Below are 22,023 nucleotides of genomic sequence, written 5' to 3'. Positions count from 1 at the left end.
TGACCATATTGTTATCATGGTTATTATTTTCTGACGTGAATGTTTTTTAGTGCAATTACATGGAAGGTTAATTGAATATGGCAATACCCGTATATCTTTTCTTAACGGACGACGGCGGCGCAAAAATCACAGGCTCAGTGGATATTCGTGACCGCGAGGGAAGCATTGAAGTCACCGGCTTTACCCATAACCTCCGCCTGCCAACGGATCCTTTGACCGGTAAAATCACCAGCAAACGCAACCATGCGCCAATCGTTTTTCAAAAGGAAATTGATTCATCTTCTCCTTACCTAATGAAAGCCGTTGCTACTGGGCAAACCCTCAAATCAGCGGAATTTAGGTGGTATCGCATAAATGACGCTGGTCAAGAGGTAGAATATTACAATATGCATCTCGATAATATTCGCGTCGTTTCCGTTACGCCATTGATGCATGACACTAAAGACCCGACGAAAGAAAAACACAATCATCTTGAAGTCGTTGAGCTACGGTACGACAAAATAACCTGGACATATTGCGACGGTAATTTGCAATTCGCCGATAGCTGGGCAGAGCGTTAACTATGCGTGTGCCTTCATATTCTACTCCATACGATATTGCTTCATTTTCGCCCCCGGGCGTTGACGTTGTCAGCCATATGGTCATCGCTCGATTTCATGGCGGTCCCTCAATGATGACGTACATCTGGTTTTATCAAATGGTGAGAAATCATGGCCCGTGGGACTATAAGCAAGGCCGTTCGCAATACGCTAACTTTGGAAATTTTCATTACGGTGCGGTTGGCGCGGCGGCGGGAATTCCTGATGGATGCTGCTACGCGGTGCAGGTACTGCGCAGATCCTTGCTGGCACAAGCGATCCGGTAGAATTTGCTAAATATCATGGTGCCAGTGCTTATGGAGATGACCCTGTTGATCAGTTATGGATTAGGGCAGGAATAGATTATGCACGACGTTCGGGATTTTAACTGGCGAATCATAGTGGCGGTTGTCATTTTTCTGGGGTTTATCTTATACCCTTTCCGCGATCTGTTTACCGTGTATGAAAAATTTCAGGAAAAAATTATCGTTAATGATCGTTTAGCTCTCTACATAACCCAGGTTGAAGCGAGTTCTTTATCCAGAAATACGTTTCACTTTTATCTCTATGATGCGAAAAAAAGCACTGAAGATTTTATGTCTCACGTATCAGATATCAAACCTGTCATGGTTACCAACGATGCTAAAGCCACAGCAACGGTAACAAACGGAGATATTTATCTCCGCGTTCGCGGAAATATTTACTCTTTCACTACAGTTGGGTTCGACGTACGCATTTATCTGGATAGATCACCTTACTGATCCCATGAAGCCTCTATCTCGGGGATGTGACGTATCCCCGCTCTTTTTTTAACCTGGCAAGGCTGACAAATAATCTGGCAGATGCAGGCAAACGCTTTTCTCATGGGCCTGTCAGGATAAGGCTGTCACAACACAATAAACACAACAAGATGAGGTCTACGATGGGAAGCAATTCTTCTTTTTCTGCCCGTAGAACGGCGCTGGCCATGGCCGTTGCGCTGTGTTGCGCCTGGCAATCCCCTGTTTTCGCCCACGGCAGTGAGGCGCATATGGTCCCAATGGACAAAACGCTGCAGGACTTTGGCGCGGACGTTCAGTGGGATGATTACGCACAGATGTTCACCATTGCGAAAGACGGCGCCTATGTGAAGGTCAAGCCGGGCGCAAAAACCGCCATCGTCAACGGTAAAACCCTCAAGCTTGAGGTGCCGGTGGTGATGAAAGGCAAGAAAGCCTTTATCTCTGAGAGCTTCATCAACGATGTTTTCCAGTCTGGCCTTGACCAGACCTTCCAGGTAGAAAAACGCCCTCACCCGTTAAACGCGCTGACGGCGGACGAAATTAAGCAAGCCGTAGCGATTGTGAAAGCCTCGGCGGACTTTAAGCCGAATACCCGCTTTACCCAGATCGCCCTGGCAGAGCCGGAAAAAGCCAAAGTGTGGGACTTTGTGCTCAACGGTACGGCGGTGGATGCCCCGCGTCAGGCGAAGATCGTTATGCTCGATGGCAAGCACGTTATCGAAAGCGTGGTCGACCTGAAGGATAAAAAAATCCTGCGCTGGGAACCGGTTAAAGACGCCCACGGCATGGTGCTGCTGGATGATTTCACCGCGGTGCAGCAGATTATCAACGAGAGTTCAGAGTTCGCCGAGGTGCTTAAAAAACACGGCATCACCGATCCGAAAAAAGTGATTACCACGCCGCTGACCGTCGGCTATTTCGACGGTAAGGACGGCCTGAAGCAGGAAGATCGCCTGCTGAAGGTGGTGAGCTATCTGGACGTGGGCGACGGCAACTACTGGGCGCACCCGATTGAAAACCTGGTCGCGGTTGTCGATCTTGAACAGAAAAAGATCCAGAAGATTGAAGAAGGCGCCGTTGTTCCGGTTCCCATGACCCCGCGTCCCTATGATGGCCGCGACCGCGTAGAGACGGCGAAAAAACCGCTCAACATCACTGAACCGGAAGGCAAGAACTACACCATCACCGGGGATATGGTGCACTGGCAGAACTGGGATTTCCACCTGAGCCTGGACTCCCGCGTCGGTCCGATGATTTCAACCGTCACCTATAACGATAACGGCAAAAAGCGCCAGGTGATGTATCAGGGGTCACTCGGCGGCATGATCGTCCCTTACGGCGATCCGGACGTGGGCTGGTACTTTAAAGCCTATCTCGACTCCGGCGACTACGGTATGGGCACCCTGACCTCACCGCTGGTGCGCGGTAAAGACGTGCCGTCCAATGCGGTGATGCTCAATGAAACAATACCGGATTACACCGGCGCGCCGATGGAGATCCCGCGCGCGATCGCCATTTTCGAACGCTACGCCGGGCCGGAATATAAGCATCAGGAGATGGGCCAGCCAAACGTCAGCACCGAGCGCCGCGAACTGGTGGTGCGCTGGGTAAGTACGGTGGGCAACTACGATTACATCTTCGACTGGGTGTTCCATGAGAATGGCACCATCGGCATTGATGCCGGCGCGACGGGTATCGAAGCGGTGAAAGGCGTACAGGCGAAAACCATGCACGACGCCACCGCCAAAGACGACACCAAATACGGCACGCTGATCGATCACAACATCGTGGGCACCACGCACCAGCACATCTACAACTTCCGTCTTGATATGGACGTGGACGGCATCAACAACAAGCTGGTGGCGATGGATCCGGAAGTGAAGCCGAATACCGCCGGGGGCCCGCGCACCAGCACCATGCAGATCAATCAGTACGATATTGATACAGAGCAGCAGGCGGCGCAGAAGTTCGACCCGGGCACCATTCGGCTGCTGAGCAACACAAGTAAAGAGAACCGCATGGGCAACCCGGTTTCGTACCAGATTATCCCTTACGCGGGCGGTACGCACCCGGTGGCGACCGGCGCGAAATTTGCCCCGGACGAGTGGATTTACCATCGACTGAGCTTTATGGACAAACAGCTGTGGGTAACCCGTTACCATCCGGATGAGCTCTACCCTGAAGGGAAATTCCCGAACCGCTCCGTACACGACACGGGCCTCGGACAGTACAGCAAGGATAACGAGTCGCTGAACGGTCATGATGACGTGGTCTGGATGACCACCGGCACCACCCACGTCGCCCGTGCGGAAGAGTGGCCTATCATGCCGACGGAATGGGTGCATACCCTGCTTAAGCCGTGGAACTTCTTCGACGAGACGCCAACGCTCGGGAAAAAGAAAGACGGACAGAAATAAATAACGTACCGGGCGCAATGCCCGGTTTTTCATCTATTTTCTTGCTGAATACCTCTCCCCGATTATAGTTATTTCTACCTCGTATATTCCTATTGCATTTCTTGAACCACTTTCAGCCAGGACGCGAATTTTCCACAAGCGACGTAATACATCACTGAGAGGTTTAGGATGAAATTCAATTTGATCGTCAGGAGTCTTGCTCTGGCTGGACTTGTTATTTCCGTCAGTTACGCGTATGCCGCAGAAGCCCCGAAGGATGCCACGGCAGCAACGCAACAAGCCAATAATGCCCTCTTTAATCAGCTGCCTTTCTCCGACAACACCGATTTTACGAACGCTCACAAAGGCTTTATTGCGCCGATTCCTCAGGAAATTATCAAAGGGGAACAAGGGAATATCATCTGGGATCCACAGCAATATTCGTTTATTAAAGAAGGCGATAAATCACCGGACTCCGTTAATCCCAGCTTATGGCGTCAATCTCAGCTGATTAATATTAGCGGCCTGTTTGAAGTGACCGACGGCGTATATCAGATCCGAAATCTTGATCTGTCAAATATGACCATCATTGAAGGGAAAGAAGGTATTACCGTGGTTGACCCGCTGGTGTCGGCAGAAACGGCGAAGGTCGGGATGGATCTCTATTTTAATAAACGCGGCAGGAAGCCTGTCGTCGCCATTATTTATACCCACAGCCACGTTGACCACTATGGCGGCGTGCGCGGCGTGGTGGATGAAGCCGACGTGAAGTCCGGCAAAGTGAAGGTCTACGCGCCAGCCGGGTTTATGGAAGCGGCCGTTGCCGAGAATATCATGGCGGGCAACGTGATGAGCCGCCGCGCCAGCTATATGTACGGCAACCTGCTGAAGCCCGATGCCAAAGGTCAGGTAGGTGCCGGTCTTGGGACAACGACCTCCGCCGGGACGGTCACGCTGATTGCCCCGACGAACATCATTGAGAAAGACGGGCAGAAAGAGGTCATCGACGGCCTGACCTATGATTTTATGCTCGCACCGGGATCCGAAGCGCCATCGGAAATGCTCTGGTATATCGAAGAGAAAAAACTGATTGAATCAGCTGAGGACGTCACCCATACCTTGCACAACACCTACTCGCTGCGCGGGGCCAAAATCCGCGAGCCGCTGCCGTGGTCGAAGTACATCAACCAGGCGATTGTGCGCTGGGGTGACAAAGCTGAAATCATCATGGCGCAGCACCACTGGCCGACCTGGGGCAACGAAAACGTCGTCAAGCTGCTGAAAAGCCAGCGTGACCTCTATCGTTACATCAACGACCAGACGCTGCGTATGGCGAACGAAGGGCTGACGCGCGACGAAATCGCCGCTAACTTCAAGCTCCCGAATTCACTGGCGCATACCTGGGCCAACCGCGGCTATTACGGTTCGGTGAGCCATGACGTAAAAGCCACCTATGTGCTGTATCTGGGCTGGTTTGACGGCAACCCGGCGACGCTGGATGAACTGCCGCCTGAAGAAGGCGCGAAGAAATTCGTGGAGTATATGGGCGGCGCGGATGCCATCCTGAGCAAGGCAAAAACCGACTTCGACCAGGGGAACTACCGCTGGGTGGCGCAGGTGGTGAGCAAAGTGGTCTTTGCCGATCCGAACAACCAGGCGGCACGTAACCTGGAAGCGGATGCGCTGGAACAGCTTGGCTACCAGGCTGAATCCGGTCCGTGGCGTAACTTCTACCTGACCGGTGCGCAGGAGCTACGTAACGGCGTGGTGAAAGGGCCAACGCCGAATACCGCCAGCCCGGACACGGTGCGCGCGATGACGCCAGAGATGTTCTTTGACTATCTGGCTGTCCATATCAACGGACAAAAAGCGGGTGACGCCAAATCGGTGTTTAACATCGATCTGGGCAGCGATGGCGGGAAATACAAACTCGAGCTGGAAAACGGCGTGCTGAACCACACGGCGAACGCGGAAGCAAAAGATGCGGATGCTACGCTGACGCTTAACCGTGACACCCTGAATAAAATCATCCTCAAGGAGGTGACGCTGAAACAGGCTCAGGACGGCGGAAATATTAAAATGACTGGCGACAGCGCGAAACTTGATGCCATGCTTAGCTATATGGACAAGTTTGATTTCTGGTTTAACATTGTGACACCGTAACGGTGCACGCATAAGGGCGGCTCGTCCGCCCTTTCCTGCTTCACGTGTTAGCCAGACAGGGTAAAAGCGTCAATGGAAAAAAGAAAAAAACCGACACTTGAACGGGCAACCTGGCCAACGCGCCATGCTATGGTCATGCACGGGCTGGCGATGAACCTGCCGTGGCTGGCCTTCGTGAATATCAGCTTCGCGGTGATGATTCTGCTCCGGCACGTCCTGCTTAAAACCAATGATTCCCTGTATCCCCACCAGTCCCCGCATCTGACGAAAATGGTCGACGCATCGATGCTCGGCATTATTCTCCTTTCTGCTGCGCTGATCCTGATGGCGTGGCGGCGCATCGCCGGTATCAGCGTGGTGCTGTTTATCTGTAGCGTCATCTGGTCGATATCCTGTTACTGGTTTATCACCCATTTAATGCTGCCCCACGTCTGGCCCCTGTGCGTGATTCTATTACTCGCCGGATTAACCGCCCTCTATTTCTATCCTGCAGGGCTACTCGCCTTTGTGTTCCCACTGTGGATCACCCTGCTGGTCTCGAGCTGGATACTCAATAGGGGTTTCAACCTTCACTTTGTCGTTATCTGGAGCGTCTTTACGCTGATCCTGGTCTGCGGGCGTTTTATCCTGTTGAGCTGGTTTGACGAGGCCTGGCGACGTAACCAGCAAAATCAGCTGCTGATTTCACGGCTGAACGCGCTGGCGCATCAGGATCCGTTAACCAAAACCGCCAATCGCCGGAAAATGGAAGTGGTGCTGGAGAACGCGGTTGAGCAGAAAAAAACCTTCTCGGTGATTATGCTGGATATCGACTATTTCAAACGCTACAACGACACCTACGGGCACCAGGCGGGTGACGACTGCCTGACCCGCGTGGCGAGGGTGCTGAAGCAGTCGGTGCGCACGCCTGACGATGTGGTGTCACGCTACGGCGGCGAGGAGTTCATGGTGATCCTGTTTAACTGTCCGGAAAACATCGCAGAAAAGGTGGCCTTACGCATTCAGGACGGCCTTCGCGCGGAGTCCATACCGCACAGTGCGTCAACCGTTAGCGATCGTGTCACCGTGAGCATGGGGATTGCGAGCATGGCGGAAGGGTTAGCGGGCACCGAGATCATCGCCCGCGCCGATGCGGCGCTGTATCGTGCGAAGGAGGCCGGGCGGGATCGGTGGTCGCTGTAAATAAAGCCGGGTGGCGCTGCGCATACCCGGCTTGTTTTTTTAATACCGCACGCACACCGACTTGGTTTCACACCAGCCGTCCAGCCAGTCCGGACCAAAGTCACGTCCGGTGCCGGACTGCTTCATGCCGCCGAACGGCAGGTTAGCGTCAATCAGCGTATGGCTGTTCACCCAGACGGTGCCCGCCTGCAGCCGGTCGGTATACTCCAGCGCCTTGCTGATGTTCTGCGTCCAGACGCTAGCCGTCAGGCCATACTCGCTGTCGTTTGCCAGCTGGAGCGCCTCTTCCCCGTCGGCGACGCGTACCAGATTAACCACCGGGCCAAACACCTCTTCACGCGTCAGGCGCAGTGAGGCATCCGGGTTCACCACCAGCGTAGGCGCAACGTAATAGCCTTTGCCTTCCGGTCCCCGGTTACCGACGATCAGCTCCGCGCTGCGCGACTTCGCTTCATCAAGGAAGGTCTGCACCTTGTCGCAGTGCGCGCGCGACACCAGCGGATTGATAAACGCCTCCGGCGACATGCCCGGCCCGACGCTCAGGGATTTCACCGCCTGCTCAAACCCGCTGACCAGCGTGTCAAACAGCGGCGCTTCAATGTAGATGCGCGAACTCGCCGCGCACACCTGCCCCTGGTTCAGGAAGCTGCCGGTCATCAGGCCTTCGATCACCCACGCCGGGTCTGCGTCTTTTAGTACGATGGCCGGGTTTTTCCCGCCCAGTTCCAGAGTCACCCCGGTTAGCGTATCCGCCGCCGCGCGGGCAATTTGCTTACCCGTCGCCGTTGAGCCGGTAAAGCTCACCTTTGCAATATGCGGATGCGAGGTCAGCGCTGCGCCGCACACCGCGCCGCTCCCGGTCACCACGTTGAACACCCCGTCCGGAATGCCCGCTTCGCTTGCCAGTTCCGCCACGCGCAGCATGGTCAGCGGCGTGGTCTCCGACGGCTTGATGACAATAGAGCAGCCCGCGGCCAGCGCAGGCATCACTTTCCACATCCCGATCATCAGCGGGAAGTTCCAGGGCACAATCCCGGCCACCACGCCAACCGGCTCTTTACGCGTCCACGCCTGATAGCGGGCGCCCTGCGGCAGCGGGATGGAAAGGTCGAGGGTCTTACCCGTAATTTTGGTGGTCAGCCCAGCGGTATAGCGCATCCAGTTCAGGGTGCAGCTGACTTCAAACATGCGGGAAATGTTAATGGATTTGCCCTGCTCCAGCGTTTCAAGCTGGGCCAGCTCCTCGCTGTGCTGTTCAACCAGATCGGCGAAATGAAGCAGGATCCGCTCGCGCTCCGCCGGCAGTTTTCCGGCCCAGCTGCGGGCGACAAACGCGCGCCAGCCGGACATGACGGCACGGTCAACGTCATCGACGCTGGCATCGGCAGTCGAGGCAATGACCTCGCCCGTGGCCGGGTTGAAGACACTCAGCCGCTTTTCACTGTCCGACGCGGCCTGACGCCCTTCAATCCACAGGCCATGCTGTCGGTCTAAAAATTGTTGCACGGCAGGCTGAATGGCCACCTGTGATTCAGACATAGGATACTCCTTCGTTATTCTTCGCAGGGTGTTCATCCAGTCTAAGTGGGGTTTTGCGTTCTCGCTTTTGTCTCTGTGACATTCGCTTTGCCACCTGTGACAGGCTCCGCAAATCGCGATAATTGCCGCTTATATCGCTGTTACCGGTGAGTGTTCTTTCCTATAGTCAGCCTCATAGCTCTGACAAAATGCAACACAAATGCAACAATGCGAAAACGTTGACGGTGCAGTGAGAGAAACGATGGCGTGTGCAAGCGAGCAGGAACAGTATCAGCAGTGGCTGGCGCAAATTAACCAGGTTTGCGGGCGTTTTAACGCGCAGCCCACCGGGGGGAAATTCTTCGGCGAGCTGGAGACCAGCTATGCGCGCAGCCTGAAGCTCAGCACCGTGACCGCAGGGGGCGTAAACCTGTTCCGCTCCCGTCAGGAGATCGCTCAGAGTAATGATGCCTGGTTCTATACCGTGTTCCAGCTCGAAGGCAGCGCGGAAATTGAGCAGGATGCCCGTCGCGCGCTGCTCAGAACCGGTGATATCACGCTGATTGACGCGTCGCGTCCCTGCTCGATCAACTGGCGGGAAAAATCCCGCCAGATCTCGCTCCTGGTTCCCCGCCAGATTATTGAGCAGCAGTGTCGCTTCCAGGAGATAAGCTGCGCGACCGCCCTTTCCCGCACCTTGCCCACCGTACAGCTGAGCCACCGCCTGCTGATGGAGAGCATGAGCAATGCCGACCTGAGTGACCGTGAAAGCGAAGCGGCGCTTGAAGCGATGATCTGCCTGCTGCGCCCCGCTTTCCAGCAGCGTGAAATCATTCAGCCGCGCAAGGAGCGCCAGTTCCAGCACGTAGTGGCGCTGATTGACGACCATATTCAGTCTGAATCGCTGCGCCCGGAATGGATTGCCGCCGAGAGCGGTATGTCCGTGCGCAGCCTCTACCGCATGTTTGCCGAGAAGGGCCTGGTGGTGGCGCAGTACATCAAAAACCGTCGTCTGGATCTCTGCGCGCAGGCACTGCAATCTACCGGTGATGATGAAAAGCTGGCGGGCATTGGCTACAGCTGGGGGTTCACCGACCATAGCCATTTTTCTACGGCGTTTAAGCAGCGTTTTGGCGTCTCGCCGGGTGAATACCGCAGGCGCTACCGCTAACTACTTTTTGAGCCATTTTCCGTTAATGCCCTTCACGTATTCGCCCGGCTGCGCGCGAGCAACCAGTTTCTGACCGGCCATTTTGGCCACTTCATCAACCGGCAAATTATTGCTGTCGGCCAGCTTCTGGTAGTTTTCCGTGCGCGCCGCATTGATACGATTGACCAGCGCCAGCGTTTCCGCGTCCTGTTGAATCGGGGCAAGATAGCCGCTGAGGGTTTCCCCCACGCGCCCCTGCGCCCGGGCATCGTTTAAGGTCAGCGCAGCCGCCTGCACGTTCATCCCCAGGGCCAGTAAAATCAGAGCTAATCGTTTCATGGCATCCTCAGAACAGATCGCTGCGCGATTTCAGCAGGGTTTCAACGTCTTTATCGACCTTAATGTGGATCTCATGTTCGATTTTGACATTCATATTGATGGTAATCGGCTCCTTTGGCGCAGCGACTTCAATGCGCGGCGTACAGCCGGTCAGTAGCGCGGCAACGGCAACGGTGAGCGCACCAGCCATCTTTTTCATTGTTGTTCCTCACTTTCCTTGCCAGTCAAACTGCGGGGAGCAGGTATCGCCGCATGTTGCTCAAACCAGGTTTGCAGGTTGTCTCCAAAGCGCAGGCTGCGCCAGAGGGTAAAGACATTCTCATCATGGGTATAGTTCAGGTTGACGGAGCTGCTTTTGCCATCGACGCGGCTGGTCCCCTTGATGGTCGCCTGCATGGTTAATTCACCCAGATTATCTAAATTGATTCTCGTCCACGAACGCGAAATTTCCATATAGCGGAGCCAGTTAATCGCCGCGCCCGCCACCATATTATCCTTCACGATGGCGTCTGCCGTATCTTTGTCGATGCGTAGGGTCATTGGCCCCGGGTTGGTCAGCCAGCCATCTTTAATGATCCATTTTTCATTGTCCAGCCAGAACGGCAGCGCCCCGCTCACCGGCCCCGACATGGCAAACTGTTTCGGATTAACGGCGCTGATCAGCTCGCTGGAGGAGATATTGTCCACGCGCAGCAGGGCCGGATCGTGCTGCGGCATCCGCAGCTGCTGCATGGTGATCTTCCCGCCGAGGGTTTCCACCTTCACGTTGGTGAGGAGCAGCGGATTGTCCTCCGTCCAGGGATAGTCCCCCTGTAAATCGGCGGTAATGTTGCGCGCGGTCACCAGGTTTTCCACTTCGCCAATGCGCAACGTGACCGGACCGCGCGTGCCGAGGGACCAGGTTCCCTCGCTGAAGCGGAAAGGCAGCACAAAATCGACGCCGTTAATCTGGTTATCCGGCATCCAGGCGCTGCCGGATTTCAGCACGCCGTGCCCACCGGCCTCAAAGCCCTGATCGGCCGCCGCCGAGAAGGCGACCTGCGCGTAAAGCTCCCCGTCGCGCAGCGTCATTTTCCAGTCCGGCGGGATCAGCGGCTGGAAGACGGTGAGGGACTGTTTCGGCCACCAGGCCTGCCCGCGAAGGCGCACGCCATCCCAGCGTCCGTTCACCTGTACCGGGCCGATTTTGTCCGCATGGAGGTCACCCTTGAACTGAAAAATGGTCGGGTCGGTGCCGTCGACGCTGAAGGTCAGGACCGAGGGCGGCAACGCGCTGCCGCCGGAGAAACGAGTTTGCCCGGCGTTAAGCGACAGCGCGCCGCTGAAGGCCGGTTTTTCGGGGTCACGCAACCAGCGCACCGGTTGATCCAGCACCAGGCGCGGCTTGCTGACCTCCATCGTGCCGTACTGGAGCTTGTCAAAACCGGTGGAGAGCGCCGTCAGCTCAATAAGATTGTCGCGCCACTCGCCTTTCCCGGCGACATCCCAGCGGGCATGCATCGGCGTAAAACCGCCTTTCCCCCAGTAGCGCCACTGCCACAGGCCGTTATCAGGTAAAAAGTCGTTGGCCTGGCCGTCCAGGTGGAGTTCAAAATCCCCCATCTGGTTTTCATGGGCGCGCAGAATCGCCTGTAATCGACCGTCCACGCCCTTCTGCGTCAGCTTCACGCCCGCCAGCGGCCAGCGGATTTCATCGATATCGAGTGAGTCAATGATGCGCCCGCGCGAGCGGAGCAGCGCGCCCGGCTCAAAGGCCAGCTGCGGTTCATACAGGCTGCCGGTCAGCGTGGCGGGCAATTTTGCGTAAAGAATGAGATCGTTTTGCTTCGCTTCACCGCTCAGATGCAGGGGCATGTCGCTGTTTTCCATGCTGAGCCTGCCGGGCCCGATATTCAGTACCGCGTTGCCTTTCCCCGCATCACCCTGGGTAAGCACATTCAGCCGTCCGGTCAGGGTGGTGTTATCCAGCCCCTGCTGCCAGTTGTCGGCGCGAAGGGACACCCGCCCGCTCAGCGGCATCCCCGAGAGATCCCAGTTCCAGCGCCCGTCGCTGATGTTCAGCTGCTGCGCGGTGATCTGCCACGGCAGGTCGAGCAGCGGATCGGGATTGTCCCGCGCCATCACCACCAGCTGACCCTGATTGTCTTCCCAGTCCAGATCGGCATCGACCAGAGACGTCAACTGTGGCACGTTAAAGGTCGCGACCGCGTGGCCCTTCACCGGCACGCCGTCCGGTACCAGCGGCAAGGTAAACTCGCCCACCAGCTTAATCGGCTGCGGCTGGTCCGGGAGCTGTACATCGAACTGGCTGACCGAGAGCGTCTGACCGCGAAGCGTGCCTTTAATGCTGACCTGCTCGCCTTTATAGGCGATCTCCTGGGTGGACGGGGTCAGCGACGCATGCAGCTCGCCCTGCCACTGCTGCCAGGGCGACAGCGTCAGACGGTGAACCGTGATCCAGGTATTCGGTAATACCGCCTGCCACTGCGCCAGCGTTTTGGGGGCGACCGTTGAGGGCGCAGACTGGGGAATTTTGCTCAGGCAGACGGAGTTAAGATCCAGCGCGCCGATATCCAGCTTCCAGCGGCTTGGATGTGACAGCGTCACGCTATCGATGCGGGCAATTTCGCAGTCTTCAACCAGATAGCGAAGATCGGGGATCACCAGCGCGTGGCGGGTCAGTTTCGGACTCTCTTCGAAAGCGATGCGCGTCCCGACGGGCAGCCAGATCCCGGCGAGCGTCGGTACCCACTGAGCGAGCGTCATCAGCAGCGTCAGCGGCAACAGTATGAACAGCAGTAAAAGCGCAAGAGCGGCTTTGTATTTACCCTTCATGGGCAGTTAATATCCTGATTTAGCGAAAGAATTAAGCCGGCAGTGCCGATCATTGTCGCATGTTTAGCTGGTCAGTTGAAGTCAAAGCCAGGTTTAAGGATAGATGCTGTAACGCTAAGTTGCGAAACTAGGGCCTGTTCCGAGGCATCGCCAGAAGGTAAAGCATGGCGAATATCAACGCCCCCCAATACACCGAATCGTACCGCCAGGGATCAAAATCAATATGTAAAAATCCGCTAACAAACGTATAGCCGTTGGCAAAAACGTTAATTTGAATGGCAGCAATGGCTATCACAAATAGCGTATAGGCAATGAACAGAGGGTATTTACGCAGCCTGTTGACCTTGAGTTTCCCCATCAACAGTAAGAATAAAACCGCAATAGATACAACAAAATAGTACAAGGCGGGCAGCATCGGCGGAGATATGGACAACCCCAATTGTTGCGACATGCATCATTCTCCATTTTTGTCAGAAACTCACCCGGTTCCTAATATCTTCCCATCACATCCGGAAGCATTGCAGTTTTCACACCCTCTTGCCATTTTTTAACCTAATTCAGACAGGCGTTTCTCGCATCCTCTACCCACTCCATTTTCCGCTACATGCTCTGATCAGATCCGCGCCGAAGATTTCTCGTAGTAAGAATATCATGGAGTTAGGGTGTACATATGCTCTAGAATAATTGATAGAACTTATTGAATTCAATAATATTTTAGAAATTGTAAGATAATTTTAATCATGCTAACGTGGATGCAAAATCACTGGAGAAAGTCTTATGAAACTCGCGGTATATAGCACAAAGCAGTACGACAAAAAGTATCTGCAACATGTTAACGAGGCTTACGGGTTTGAGCTTGAATTTTTCGACTTTCTGCTGTCCGAAAAAACCGCCAAAACGGCGCACGGCTGTGAAGGCGTCTGCATTTTTGTTAACGACGACGGCAGTCGTCCGGTGCTGGAAGAGTTGAAGAAACAGGGGGTGAAGTATATCGCCCTGCGCTGCGCGGGCTTTAATAACGTGGACCTCGACGCGGCGAAAGAGCTGGGTCTGAGGGTGGTGCGCGTCCCGGCGTACTCCCCGGAAGCGGTCGCGGAACATGCGATTGGCATGATGATGTCGCTCAACCGTCGTATTCATCGCGCTTATCAGCGCACCCGTGATGCCAACTTCTCCCTGGAAGGGCTGACCGGCTTTACCATGTACGGCAAAACCGCGGGCGTGATCGGCACCGGTAAAATCGGCGTCGCCGCCCTGCGCATTCTGAAAGGCTTCGGCATGCGTCTGCTGGCGTTCGATCCATACCCGAGCGCCGCTGCGCTGGAGCTGGGCGTGGAATACGTCGACCTGCCGACCCTGTTCGCCGAGTCTGACGTGATCTCCCTGCACTGCCCGCTGACGCCGGAAAACTACCACCTGCTTAACCAGGCGGCGTTTGACCAGATGAAAGATGGCGTGATGATCATCAACACCAGCCGCGGCGGGCTGGTTGACTCTCAGGCCGCTATCGAAGCGCTGAAAACTCAGAAAATTGGCGCGCTGGGGATGGACGTGTACGAGAACGAACGCGATCTGTTCTTTGAGGACAAGTCGAATGATGTGATCCAGGACGACGTGTTCCGCCGCCTGTCTGCCTGTCATAACGTGCTGTTTACAGGACACCAGGCGTTTCTGACTGCCGAAGCGCTGATCAGCATTTCAGAAACCACGCTGGGTAACCTGCAGCAGCTGGAAAAGGGCGAAGCGTGCCCTAACGAACTGGCGTAAGCGTGACGCCGGGTGGCGGCTATGCCCCACCCGGCGTACTGTCTGTTTCCCAGCTCCGGTGCGCAAAGCACCACCAGAGCAGGACGGCCACCAGCGCAATCGCGCTCAGGACACTGAATGCCGTGGCAAATGAGTAATGACCCGCAATCGTGCCGGTTAACGCCGGACTCATGGATGCCCCAATCCCCTGCATCAGCATCACCACGCTCTGCCCGGCATTGACGTGCCCGCTCCCGCGCAACAGCACCACGATAAACGACGGAACCACAACCCCCAGGATCCCTGCGGCCAGCCCGTCGAGAATTTGTACCGGGATCATCATGAGCGGCGCGTCCGTAGACGCCGCCAGCGCGGCGCGCACCGGCATCACCAGCAGTGCCAGCATAATCAAGCGCCAGTAGCCGTAGCGGTCTATTCGGTGGGCGACCCAGATGGCGACGGGGATCATCACGGCCTGAGAGATGATAACGGTGCCCGCCGCGTACAAACCGGGGTTGATCGAGGCGGGCGCAGCGGCCACCCTCATGCTCAGCATCGGCAACAGCGCGGCGTTCGCCAGGTGAAACAGCAGCAGCGTCAGTCCGGTCACAAACAGCGCCCGGTTTTTAATCAGCACGGCAAAGCCGGGAACCGGCAGGCTCGCTGAGGAAGAGAGCCCCCTCGCCGCGTCGTTATCGATATCCTCGTTGCGGATGGCAAGCAGCGCGCAGAGCGTTAACAGCGTCGTACAGGTCATCAGCAGGAAAATCCCGCCGACGCCCCAGTACCAGGCAATGCCCCCTGCAATCAGTGCGGTAACAAAGTTGCCGCCGTGATTGAACGCCTCATTTTTGCCCATCTGCGCGCTGAATCCGCTCTGGCCGGTCAGCCCCAGGGTAATACCGGCGATCAGCGGCCCGACAAACGCCGCGCAGATACCGGAGACAATTTGCGAAACGGCGACAACAGCGCTCTGCTGGCTAAACCAGAGCAGGAGCGTGCTAAGAGTGATGAGCAGGCACACCAGCGCCAGCACGGTCCGCTTGCTGCGCGAGGTGTCGGTGATGAATCCCGCCGGCAGCGTGGCCAGTAATCCCGCCAGCCCACCGGCCGTCATCAGGATGCCGATATCATCGGGAGCCCAGTGGCGCTCGGTCAGAAAAATACCGAGAAAAGGACCGAGGCCATCGCGGACATCCGCGATGAAAAAACTTGTCAGGCACAATGCCCGCAGCGAACGAAGAGACATACTTCCTGCCTTTGTCTGTTATCGCCTGTAAAAAAGGAAATGTAGTATAGCGGGTATTTTTGAAAATCAGATGACGTCTTAAAAAATATGTCTCCCGAACTTAAACAATTCATAACGGAGGCTGTTTTTTCGCTTTACTCATTATCGACCCTGACTATACTGGCAATAAATTTTCACAGGAGTCCTTCGTTGGAAAGTTATTTTATAGTCGATACGAAGGTAAGCTAGCGCGATTTCCCCGCTGCTTACCTGAAACGGTGGGCAGCAATCCTCTTTAAGCGATTGTATCCCGAAATAGTAAAACCACTCATTTTGTGGGGCATCGCATGTTCATGTTTACACATTCACTCTTTCCGCCACCGTCTTCCTGACACGTTTAGCATTTAAACGGCGTTATGATGTGCTTGGCAAAGCACTGACGCTTATTATTTAATAACGTTAACAGGCGACAGGCTGATGTTCCCTTATATCTCTCATCTGCTCGCAGCGATGCTGCTGGGCGCAATTATTGGCGCGGAAAGACAGTGGCGCCAGCGTATGGCCGGACTTCGTACCAATGCACTGGTTGCTACGGGTGCGGCAGTGTTCATTTTAAGTTCGGTATCGACTTCTCCTGATAGCCCGGGGCGTATCGCAGCGCAGATCGTCTCCGGCATAGGCTTTCTTGGTGCTGGCGTCATTATGCGTGAAGGAATGAATATTCGAGGTTTGAACACCGCCGCGACGCTGTGGTGCTCGGCCGGAATTGGCGTGCTCTGCGGATTAGGCCAGTTCTGGAATGCCGCGATGGCCAGCCTAATTATTCTCTGCGCCAACATATTGCTTCGCGAAGCCGCGCAGCGAATTAATCAGCTGCCCGTGCTCCATGAAGGCGAAAAATGCTATGTACTTAAAATCACCTGCAATGATGAGCATGAAGATGCGGTGCGGCAGAGCGTCGTAAATATGGCGAAAGAATTGACGTTAAGTCTGAAAGCGATTTATTCGGCAACGGCGCAAGCAGAAGGTAAAACTGAAATTCGCGCGGAGGTGATGACCCGGGAGGAATACCGAAAATTACTCGATCTGATTATGGGTAATATGGGCGGAAATAAAATTATCGCGTCCGTCAGCTGCCACGCAATATGAACAAGGTACCGGGCCTTGCGCCCGGTTGAGGCTTTGGCTTTTGCAGAAAACGGACCGTGACGCGGAGAGATTCATCCCCGAATCCCCCTGTTCGTTGTCACGCCACGTTAATGAGTTCACAGGCCGGTTCGACTGAACGCCTATCACATAACCGAAATTTGTCCCTGTTATGACAGCTTGCTCTCTGTTTTCCTGAAATTAACGGTCTACCCTGAGTTGTGTGAAAAACACTCAGGAGGGACAAATGTATAACTCAATTTTGGTTCCAATTGACATTTCGGAGGATAGCCTGACGCACATGGTTATCCCCTTCGTTCAGGCACATACAGCACTTAACACAGCTAAAGTTCACTTTCTTACTGTCATTCCATCGCTTCCGTATTATTCATCATTAGGTTTGGCCTACTCGGTAGAAATGCCGAAGCTGAAAGAATTCCAGCACGTGGCCTTAGAGAAGCTGGAAGAAATCGTTAAGCAATTCAAAATTCCTCCCGACAAGATACAGACTCACGCCGTGACGGGATCTCCAAAGGATCAAATCCTTAAGCTCGCTGACACGATCGATGCCGACCTCATTATTATCGCTTCCCACAAACCTGACATATCGACGTATCTGTTGGGTTCGAACGCTGCGGCAGTGGTGCGGCATGCGAAATGCCCTGTGCTGGTTGTAAGATAAAAAAACCGGGCTTCACGCCCGGTTCTGTTTTCTGCCCAAAGGGCTCTATTCGCTCAATCCGCGATTTTCCAGCATCGGTTCGATCTTCGGATCGTGCCCGCGCCAGCTGCGATACAGTTCAGCCAGATCCGTGCTGTTACCACGGGACAAAATCCCCTCGCGGAATTTCTGTCCGTTTTCACGAGTCAGGCCGCCCTGTTCAACAAACCACTGATAGCCATCGTCCGCCAGCATTTGCGTCCACAGGTAGGCGTAATATCCCGCCGCGTAGCCGCCGCCGAAAATATGGGCAAAATAGCTGCTGCGATAGCGCGGCGGTACGGCGGGCAGATCCAGCCCCTCTTTTTTCAGTGCTGCCGTTTCAAACGCGTCCACGCTCGAAACGGCTTCGCTGATCCCGTGCCAGTTCATGTCCAGCAGCGCGGCAGCCAGCAGCTCCGTCATGTCATAACCCTTGTTGAAGTGGGTCGCGTTGAGCATGCTTTCCCGCAGCGCGTCCGGCATCGGTTCACCGGTTTCGTAATGGCGCGCATAATGGGTAAACACCTGTGGATGGCTGGCCCAGTGCTCGTTGATTTGCGACGGGAACTCAACGAAATCACGCGGCGTATTGGTCCCGGAAAGGGTGGCGAAACGCTGGCTGGCAAAGAGACCGTGCAGCGTATGGCCGAACTCGTGGAACAGGGTTATCACGTCATCCCAGGAGAGAAGCGCGACGCCGCCGTTAGCCGGTTTTTGGTAGTTACAGACGTTGTAGATCACCGGACGGGCAGCAAGCTCGAAGGATTGCTCGACGAAATTCCCCATCCAGGCCCCGCCCTGCTTGGAATCGCGGGCAAAGAAGTCGCCGTAAAATAGCGCCATGCCCTCACCGGTGTGGTCGAAAATTTCCCAGACGCGGACGTCCGGGTGATACACCGGGATATCGAAGCGCTCCACAAAGCGAATGCCAAACAGCTGGCTGGCGGCCCAGAATACGCCATCGTGCAATACGGTATTGAGCGCAAAATAGGGTTTGATTTGCGATTCATCGAGGGCATATTTTGCCTGACGCACGCGCTCGGCATAAAAGGCCCAGTCCCAGGCCTGCACGGTGAAACCGCCCTGCTCGTCATCAATGACTTTCTGAATATCGGTCTGCTCGCGCTCTGCCCGGGCGCGGGCAGCGGGCACAATGCCGCGCATAAATTCCAGAGCGGCGTCCGGGGTTTTCGCCATCTGGTCGGCGATACTCCAGCTGGCGTAATCGTCAAAGCCCAGCAGGCGGGCCTGCCGGGCGCGCAGCGCCGTTAGGCGGAGGATCAGCGCGCGAGTGTCGTTTTCATCCCCTTTCTGGGTGCGCGTCCAGCCTGCTTTGAACAGGTTTTCGCGGGTCTGACGATTACGCAGCGCGGAAAGCGCCGGCTGCTGGGTCGTGTTCAGAAGCGGGATCAGCCAGCGATCTTTTAGCCCTCGCTCCGCGGCAGCCTGCGCCGCGTCGGCGATCTCGCTGGCGCTGAGCCCATCAAGCTGGTGCGCGTAATCCACCACCAGCCCACCCGTCTTATCGGCAGCCAGCAGACGCTGATTGAACTGGCTGGTCAGGGTCGCCGCCTCGGTATTCAGCGCCTTCAGCTCGGCTTTTTCCGTTTCATTGAGACGCGCCCCGGCCAGAATAAACCGCTGATATGTCTCCTCGACCAGCCGACGGGATTCGGCGTCCAGCGCGGCACGGTCCTGCCAGACGCTCTCCACGCGGGCGAAAAGTGTGTCATTCAGCCAGATGTCGTTTGCCAGCGCGGCAAGCTCGGTGGAAAACTGCTCCTCAAGCTCCTGCAGGTACGCATTGGTGTGTGCGGAGGTCATGGCGAAGAATACGCTGCTGACGCGCGAAAGCATGGCGCCGCTTTTCTCCAGCGCCAGCACGGTGTTGGTGAAGTCCGGCGCAGCGGTTTGAGACACAATGGCGTCAATGTCCGCCCGCTTCTGGCGAAGCGCTTCATCGAAGGCCGGGCGATAGTGGCTATCGTTAATTTCATCAAAATGGGGGGCCTGGTAAGGCAGCAGGCTGATGTCAAAAAAGGGATTCGTGGCCGTCATCTTTCGCTCCTGAGTACGGGTATCCTCCCAGAGTAGGCCAGGCCGCCATCCCCTGCAACGCCGTCATACAAATGTTGCCTTAACGCACCCTCTGCGGCCGTGCTATGTTAGTACAACACAAAAAGCGTTGAGGAACAGTGAGATGATTATTTTAGTTACCGGGGCAACGGCAGGTTTTGGTGAAAGCATCACGCGTCGCTTCGTCGCCAACGGGCACAAGGTTATTGCCACGGGCCGTCGTCAGGAGCGCCTGCAGGAGCTGAAGGACGAATTAGGCGACAGCATCCTGACCGCGCAGCTGGACGTGCGTAACCGCGCGGCCATTGAAGAGATGATTGCCAACCTGCCCGCCGAGTGGCGCGCCATCGACGTGCTGGTCAACAATGCCGGTCTGGCGCTGGGCATGGAGCCCGCCCACAAAGCCAGCGTTGAAGACTGGGAAAACATGATCGACACCAATAACAAAGGGCTGGTCTATATGACCCGCGCGGTGCTGCCGGGCATGGTTGAGCGCAACCGCGGCCACATTATCAACATCGGCTCCACCGCCGGAAGCTGGCCTTACGCGGGCGGTAACGTCTACGGCGCGACGAAAGCGTTTGTGCGCCAGTTTAGCCTTAACCTGCGTACCGATCTGCACGGCACCGCCATTCGCGTCACCGATATCGAGCCGGGCCTGGTGGGCGGCACCGAGTTTTCCAACGTGCGCTTCAAAGGCGATGACGCGAAAGCGGGCAAAACCTACGAAAATGCGAACGCGCTGACGCCGGAAGATGTGACCGAAACGGTCTGGTGGGTGGCGACGCTGCCAAAACACGTCAACATCAATACCGTGGAAATGATGCCAGTCAGCCAGAGTTATGCCGGACTTAGCGTCCATCGAGGCTAAATCTGCCCTTCCCGGCCTGCGGGCCGGGTCTGTTTCGGGTTATAAAAGAATGGTAGTATGTTCAGGCTAACTCTCTGAGAAATGACAACTCATGGCCGCTGAATCGCAACTCAATCCCACCCAGCCCGTTAACCAGCAAATCTATCGCATTTTGCGACGTGATATTGTCCATTGCCTGATCCCACCGGGAACGCCGCTTTCTGAAAAAGAGGTCTCCGTGCGTTTTGACGTTTCCCGTCAGCCGGTGCGTGAAGCGTTTATTAAGCTTGCCGAGAACGGACTGATTCAGATCCGCCCGCAGCGCGGCAGCTACGTGAACAAAATTTCACTCTCTCAGGTACGCAACGGCTGTTTCGTTCGCCAGGCCATTGAGTGCGCGGTGGCGCGCCGTGCCGCAACGCTTATCAACGACAACCAGTGTTACCAGCTTGAGCAGAACCTGCATCAGCAGCGCATTGCCATTGACCGTAAGCAGCTCAATGATTTCTTCCAGCTTGACGATGAATTCCACCAGAAGCTGGCGCAGATCGCGGATTGCCAACTGGCCTGGGACACCATCGAGAACATCAAGGCCACCATTGACCGCGTGCGCTACATGAGCCTCGATCACGTCTCCCCGCCGGAAATGCTGCTCCGACAGCATCATGATATTTTCAGCGCGCTGGAAAAACGCGATGCGGACGGCGTGGAAAAAGCGATGACGCTGCATCTGCAGGAAATTAGCGAATCCGTGCAGCTTATTCGTCAGGAAAATAGCGAGTGGTTTAGCGAAGAGTAATATGCGCCGCCCCTTTCGGGTGCGGCGGCGTGATTAGCGAACGACTAACACCGGGATCGTGGCGTAGCGCAGAATAGATTCCGCATTTGAACCCAGCAGATGGGTGGAGATGCTCGGATTTTTCGACCCGATGACAATCGCATCATATTCCCCCTCCTTGCTCAGCTTGATAATTTCATCGCGGACGTTGCCAAAACGCACCATGCTGTGAATATTCTCAGAGGCGATATCGAACAGTCTTTTTAACTCGTTCATTTTCTTGCCGGATTCTGCGGTCATATACTCTTCAAACTTTTTAATATCGGCGTTGAAACCGCGCAGCAGAGACCGGCTGCTGGCTGGCAGAATGTTGACCAGGGTAATCGACGCGCCCTCAGCCTTCGCAAGGTTTGCCGCGTGGCGGACCGCCTTGTCGCTCAAATCCATTTCAAACACGTCTACAGGCATCAAAATGTTCTTATACATAAGCCTGACTCCTTATTCCGATGAAAGGGTTATTTCCTGCACACAGGATGACATCAGGAATATAAAC

The 22,023-nt window shown here is 55.5% G+C and carries 19 protein-coding genes; 11 read left to right on the top strand and 8 right to left on the bottom strand.

From position 1 onward, the window contains the following. Nucleotides 1-77: 77 nt before the first annotated feature. From LA04_RS09660 to LA04_RS09640, 5 genes are all read left to right on the top strand, one after another. Entirely contained in the window at nucleotides 78-560 is a 483-nt protein-coding gene (locus tag LA04_RS09660) for an Hcp family type VI secretion system effector (RefSeq protein WP_047651374.1), read from the top strand. 383 nt (nucleotides 561-943) lie between these two features. After that, nucleotides 944-1,339 carry a hypothetical protein gene (locus LA04_RS09655; RefSeq protein ID WP_047651373.1) on the top strand — a complete coding sequence of 132 codons (396 nt, stop codon included), beginning with the start codon at nucleotides 944-946 and terminating at the stop codon, nucleotides 1,337-1,339. A gap of 161 nt (nucleotides 1,340-1,500) precedes the next feature. Beyond that, nucleotides 1,501-3,777, top strand: a complete 2,277-nt coding sequence (gene tynA / locus LA04_RS09650) for a primary-amine oxidase (protein ID WP_047651372.1) — start codon at nucleotides 1,501-1,503, stop codon at nucleotides 3,775-3,777. 168 nt (nucleotides 3,778-3,945) lie between these two features. After that, nucleotides 3,946-5,919 (top strand): alkyl/aryl-sulfatase, encoded by a 1,974-nt coding sequence (locus tag LA04_RS09645; protein ID WP_047651371.1) that lies wholly within the window; start codon nucleotides 3,946-3,948, stop codon nucleotides 5,917-5,919. 72 nt (nucleotides 5,920-5,991) lie between these two features. Next, a complete protein-coding gene (locus tag LA04_RS09640) occupies nucleotides 5,992-7,101 on the top strand; it encodes a GGDEF domain-containing protein (RefSeq protein ID WP_047651370.1) in 1,110 nt (369 codons plus the stop codon). A gap of 39 nt (nucleotides 7,102-7,140) precedes the next feature. Here the strand turns inward: LA04_RS09640 and LA04_RS09635 are convergent, their stop codons facing one another. Continuing rightward, a complete protein-coding gene (locus tag LA04_RS09635) occupies nucleotides 7,141-8,640 on the bottom strand; it encodes an aldehyde dehydrogenase family protein (protein ID WP_047651369.1) in 1,500 nt (499 codons plus the stop codon). Between the two features lie 241 nt (nucleotides 8,641-8,881). Between LA04_RS09635 and feaR the strand changes: the two genes are divergently transcribed. Beyond that, a complete protein-coding gene (gene feaR, locus LA04_RS09630; protein ID WP_047651368.1) occupies nucleotides 8,882-9,790 on the top strand; it encodes a transcriptional regulator FeaR in 909 nt (302 codons plus the stop codon). Here feaR and LA04_RS09625 read toward each other — a convergent pair whose 3' ends face one another. The 4 genes from LA04_RS09625 to LA04_RS09610 form a co-directional block, all read right to left on the bottom strand. After that, nucleotides 9,791-10,108 carry a YdbL family protein gene (locus LA04_RS09625; RefSeq protein ID WP_028017556.1) on the bottom strand — a complete coding sequence of 106 codons (318 nt, stop codon included), beginning with the start codon at nucleotides 10,106-10,108 and terminating at the stop codon, nucleotides 9,791-9,793. A gap of 7 nt (nucleotides 10,109-10,115) precedes the next feature. Further along, nucleotides 10,116-10,307: a YnbE family lipoprotein gene (locus LA04_RS09620; RefSeq protein ID WP_045354815.1), complete on the bottom strand. Its 192-nt coding sequence runs from the start codon at nucleotides 10,305-10,307 to the stop codon at nucleotides 10,116-10,118. Next, nucleotides 10,304-12,943: a YdbH family protein gene (locus tag LA04_RS09615; RefSeq protein ID WP_047651367.1), complete on the bottom strand. Its 2,640-nt coding sequence runs from the start codon at nucleotides 12,941-12,943 to the stop codon at nucleotides 10,304-10,306. The genes LA04_RS09620 and LA04_RS09615 overlap by 4 nt, the downstream gene beginning before the upstream one ends. A gap of 127 nt (nucleotides 12,944-13,070) precedes the next feature. Next, nucleotides 13,071-13,394 (bottom strand): hypothetical protein, encoded by a 324-nt coding sequence (locus tag LA04_RS09610; protein WP_047651366.1) that lies wholly within the window; start codon nucleotides 13,392-13,394, stop codon nucleotides 13,071-13,073. A 326-nt stretch (nucleotides 13,395-13,720) separates the two neighbouring features. Between LA04_RS09610 and LA04_RS09605 the strand changes: the two genes are divergently transcribed. Next, nucleotides 13,721-14,710 carry a 2-hydroxyacid dehydrogenase gene (locus LA04_RS09605; protein WP_047651365.1) on the top strand — a complete coding sequence of 330 codons (990 nt, stop codon included), beginning with the start codon at nucleotides 13,721-13,723 and terminating at the stop codon, nucleotides 14,708-14,710. A 19-nt stretch (nucleotides 14,711-14,729) separates the two neighbouring features. On the opposite strand, the gene LA04_RS09600 is transcribed toward LA04_RS09605, so the two are convergent. Beyond that, nucleotides 14,730-15,938: an MFS transporter gene (locus LA04_RS09600; RefSeq protein ID WP_047651364.1), complete on the bottom strand. Its 1,209-nt coding sequence runs from the start codon at nucleotides 15,936-15,938 to the stop codon at nucleotides 14,730-14,732. 456 nt (nucleotides 15,939-16,394) lie between these two features. Between LA04_RS09600 and LA04_RS09595 the strand changes: the two genes are divergently transcribed. Beyond that, nucleotides 16,395-17,066: an MgtC family protein gene (locus LA04_RS09595; RefSeq protein ID WP_033145409.1), complete on the top strand. Its 672-nt coding sequence runs from the start codon at nucleotides 16,395-16,397 to the stop codon at nucleotides 17,064-17,066. Between the two features lie 244 nt (nucleotides 17,067-17,310). Next, nucleotides 17,311-17,745 (top strand): universal stress protein UspF, encoded by a 435-nt coding sequence (gene uspF / locus LA04_RS09590; RefSeq protein WP_047651363.1) that lies wholly within the window; start codon nucleotides 17,311-17,313, stop codon nucleotides 17,743-17,745. 45 nt (nucleotides 17,746-17,790) lie between these two features. Here uspF and dcp read toward each other — a convergent pair whose 3' ends face one another. Further along, complete coding sequence (gene dcp / locus LA04_RS09585; RefSeq protein WP_047651362.1) at nucleotides 17,791-19,824, bottom strand: peptidyl-dipeptidase Dcp; 2,034 nt, start codon at nucleotides 19,822-19,824, stop codon at nucleotides 17,791-17,793. Between the two features lie 142 nt (nucleotides 19,825-19,966). Between dcp and ydfG the strand changes: the two genes are divergently transcribed. Next, entirely contained in the window at nucleotides 19,967-20,713 is a 747-nt protein-coding gene (ydfG, locus tag LA04_RS09580) for a bifunctional NADP-dependent 3-hydroxy acid dehydrogenase/3-hydroxypropionate dehydrogenase YdfG (protein ID WP_047651361.1), read from the top strand. A 91-nt stretch (nucleotides 20,714-20,804) separates the two neighbouring features. Next, a complete protein-coding gene (locus LA04_RS09575) occupies nucleotides 20,805-21,491 on the top strand; it encodes a GntR family transcriptional regulator (RefSeq protein WP_047651360.1) in 687 nt (228 codons plus the stop codon). A 33-nt stretch (nucleotides 21,492-21,524) separates the two neighbouring features. Here the strand turns inward: LA04_RS09575 and LA04_RS09570 are convergent, their stop codons facing one another. Further along, a complete protein-coding gene (locus LA04_RS09570) occupies nucleotides 21,525-21,956 on the bottom strand; it encodes a universal stress protein (protein ID WP_047651359.1) in 432 nt (143 codons plus the stop codon). Nucleotides 21,957-22,023 lie beyond the last annotated feature (67 nt).

The sequence above is a fragment of the Enterobacter sp. UCD-UG_FMILLET genome (assembly GCF_000762975.1).
In the GTDB taxonomy this organism is placed as follows: domain Bacteria; phylum Pseudomonadota; class Gammaproteobacteria; order Enterobacterales; family Enterobacteriaceae; genus Enterobacter; species Enterobacter dykesii.
This window is presented reverse-complemented; position numbering and strand designations above follow the sequence as displayed.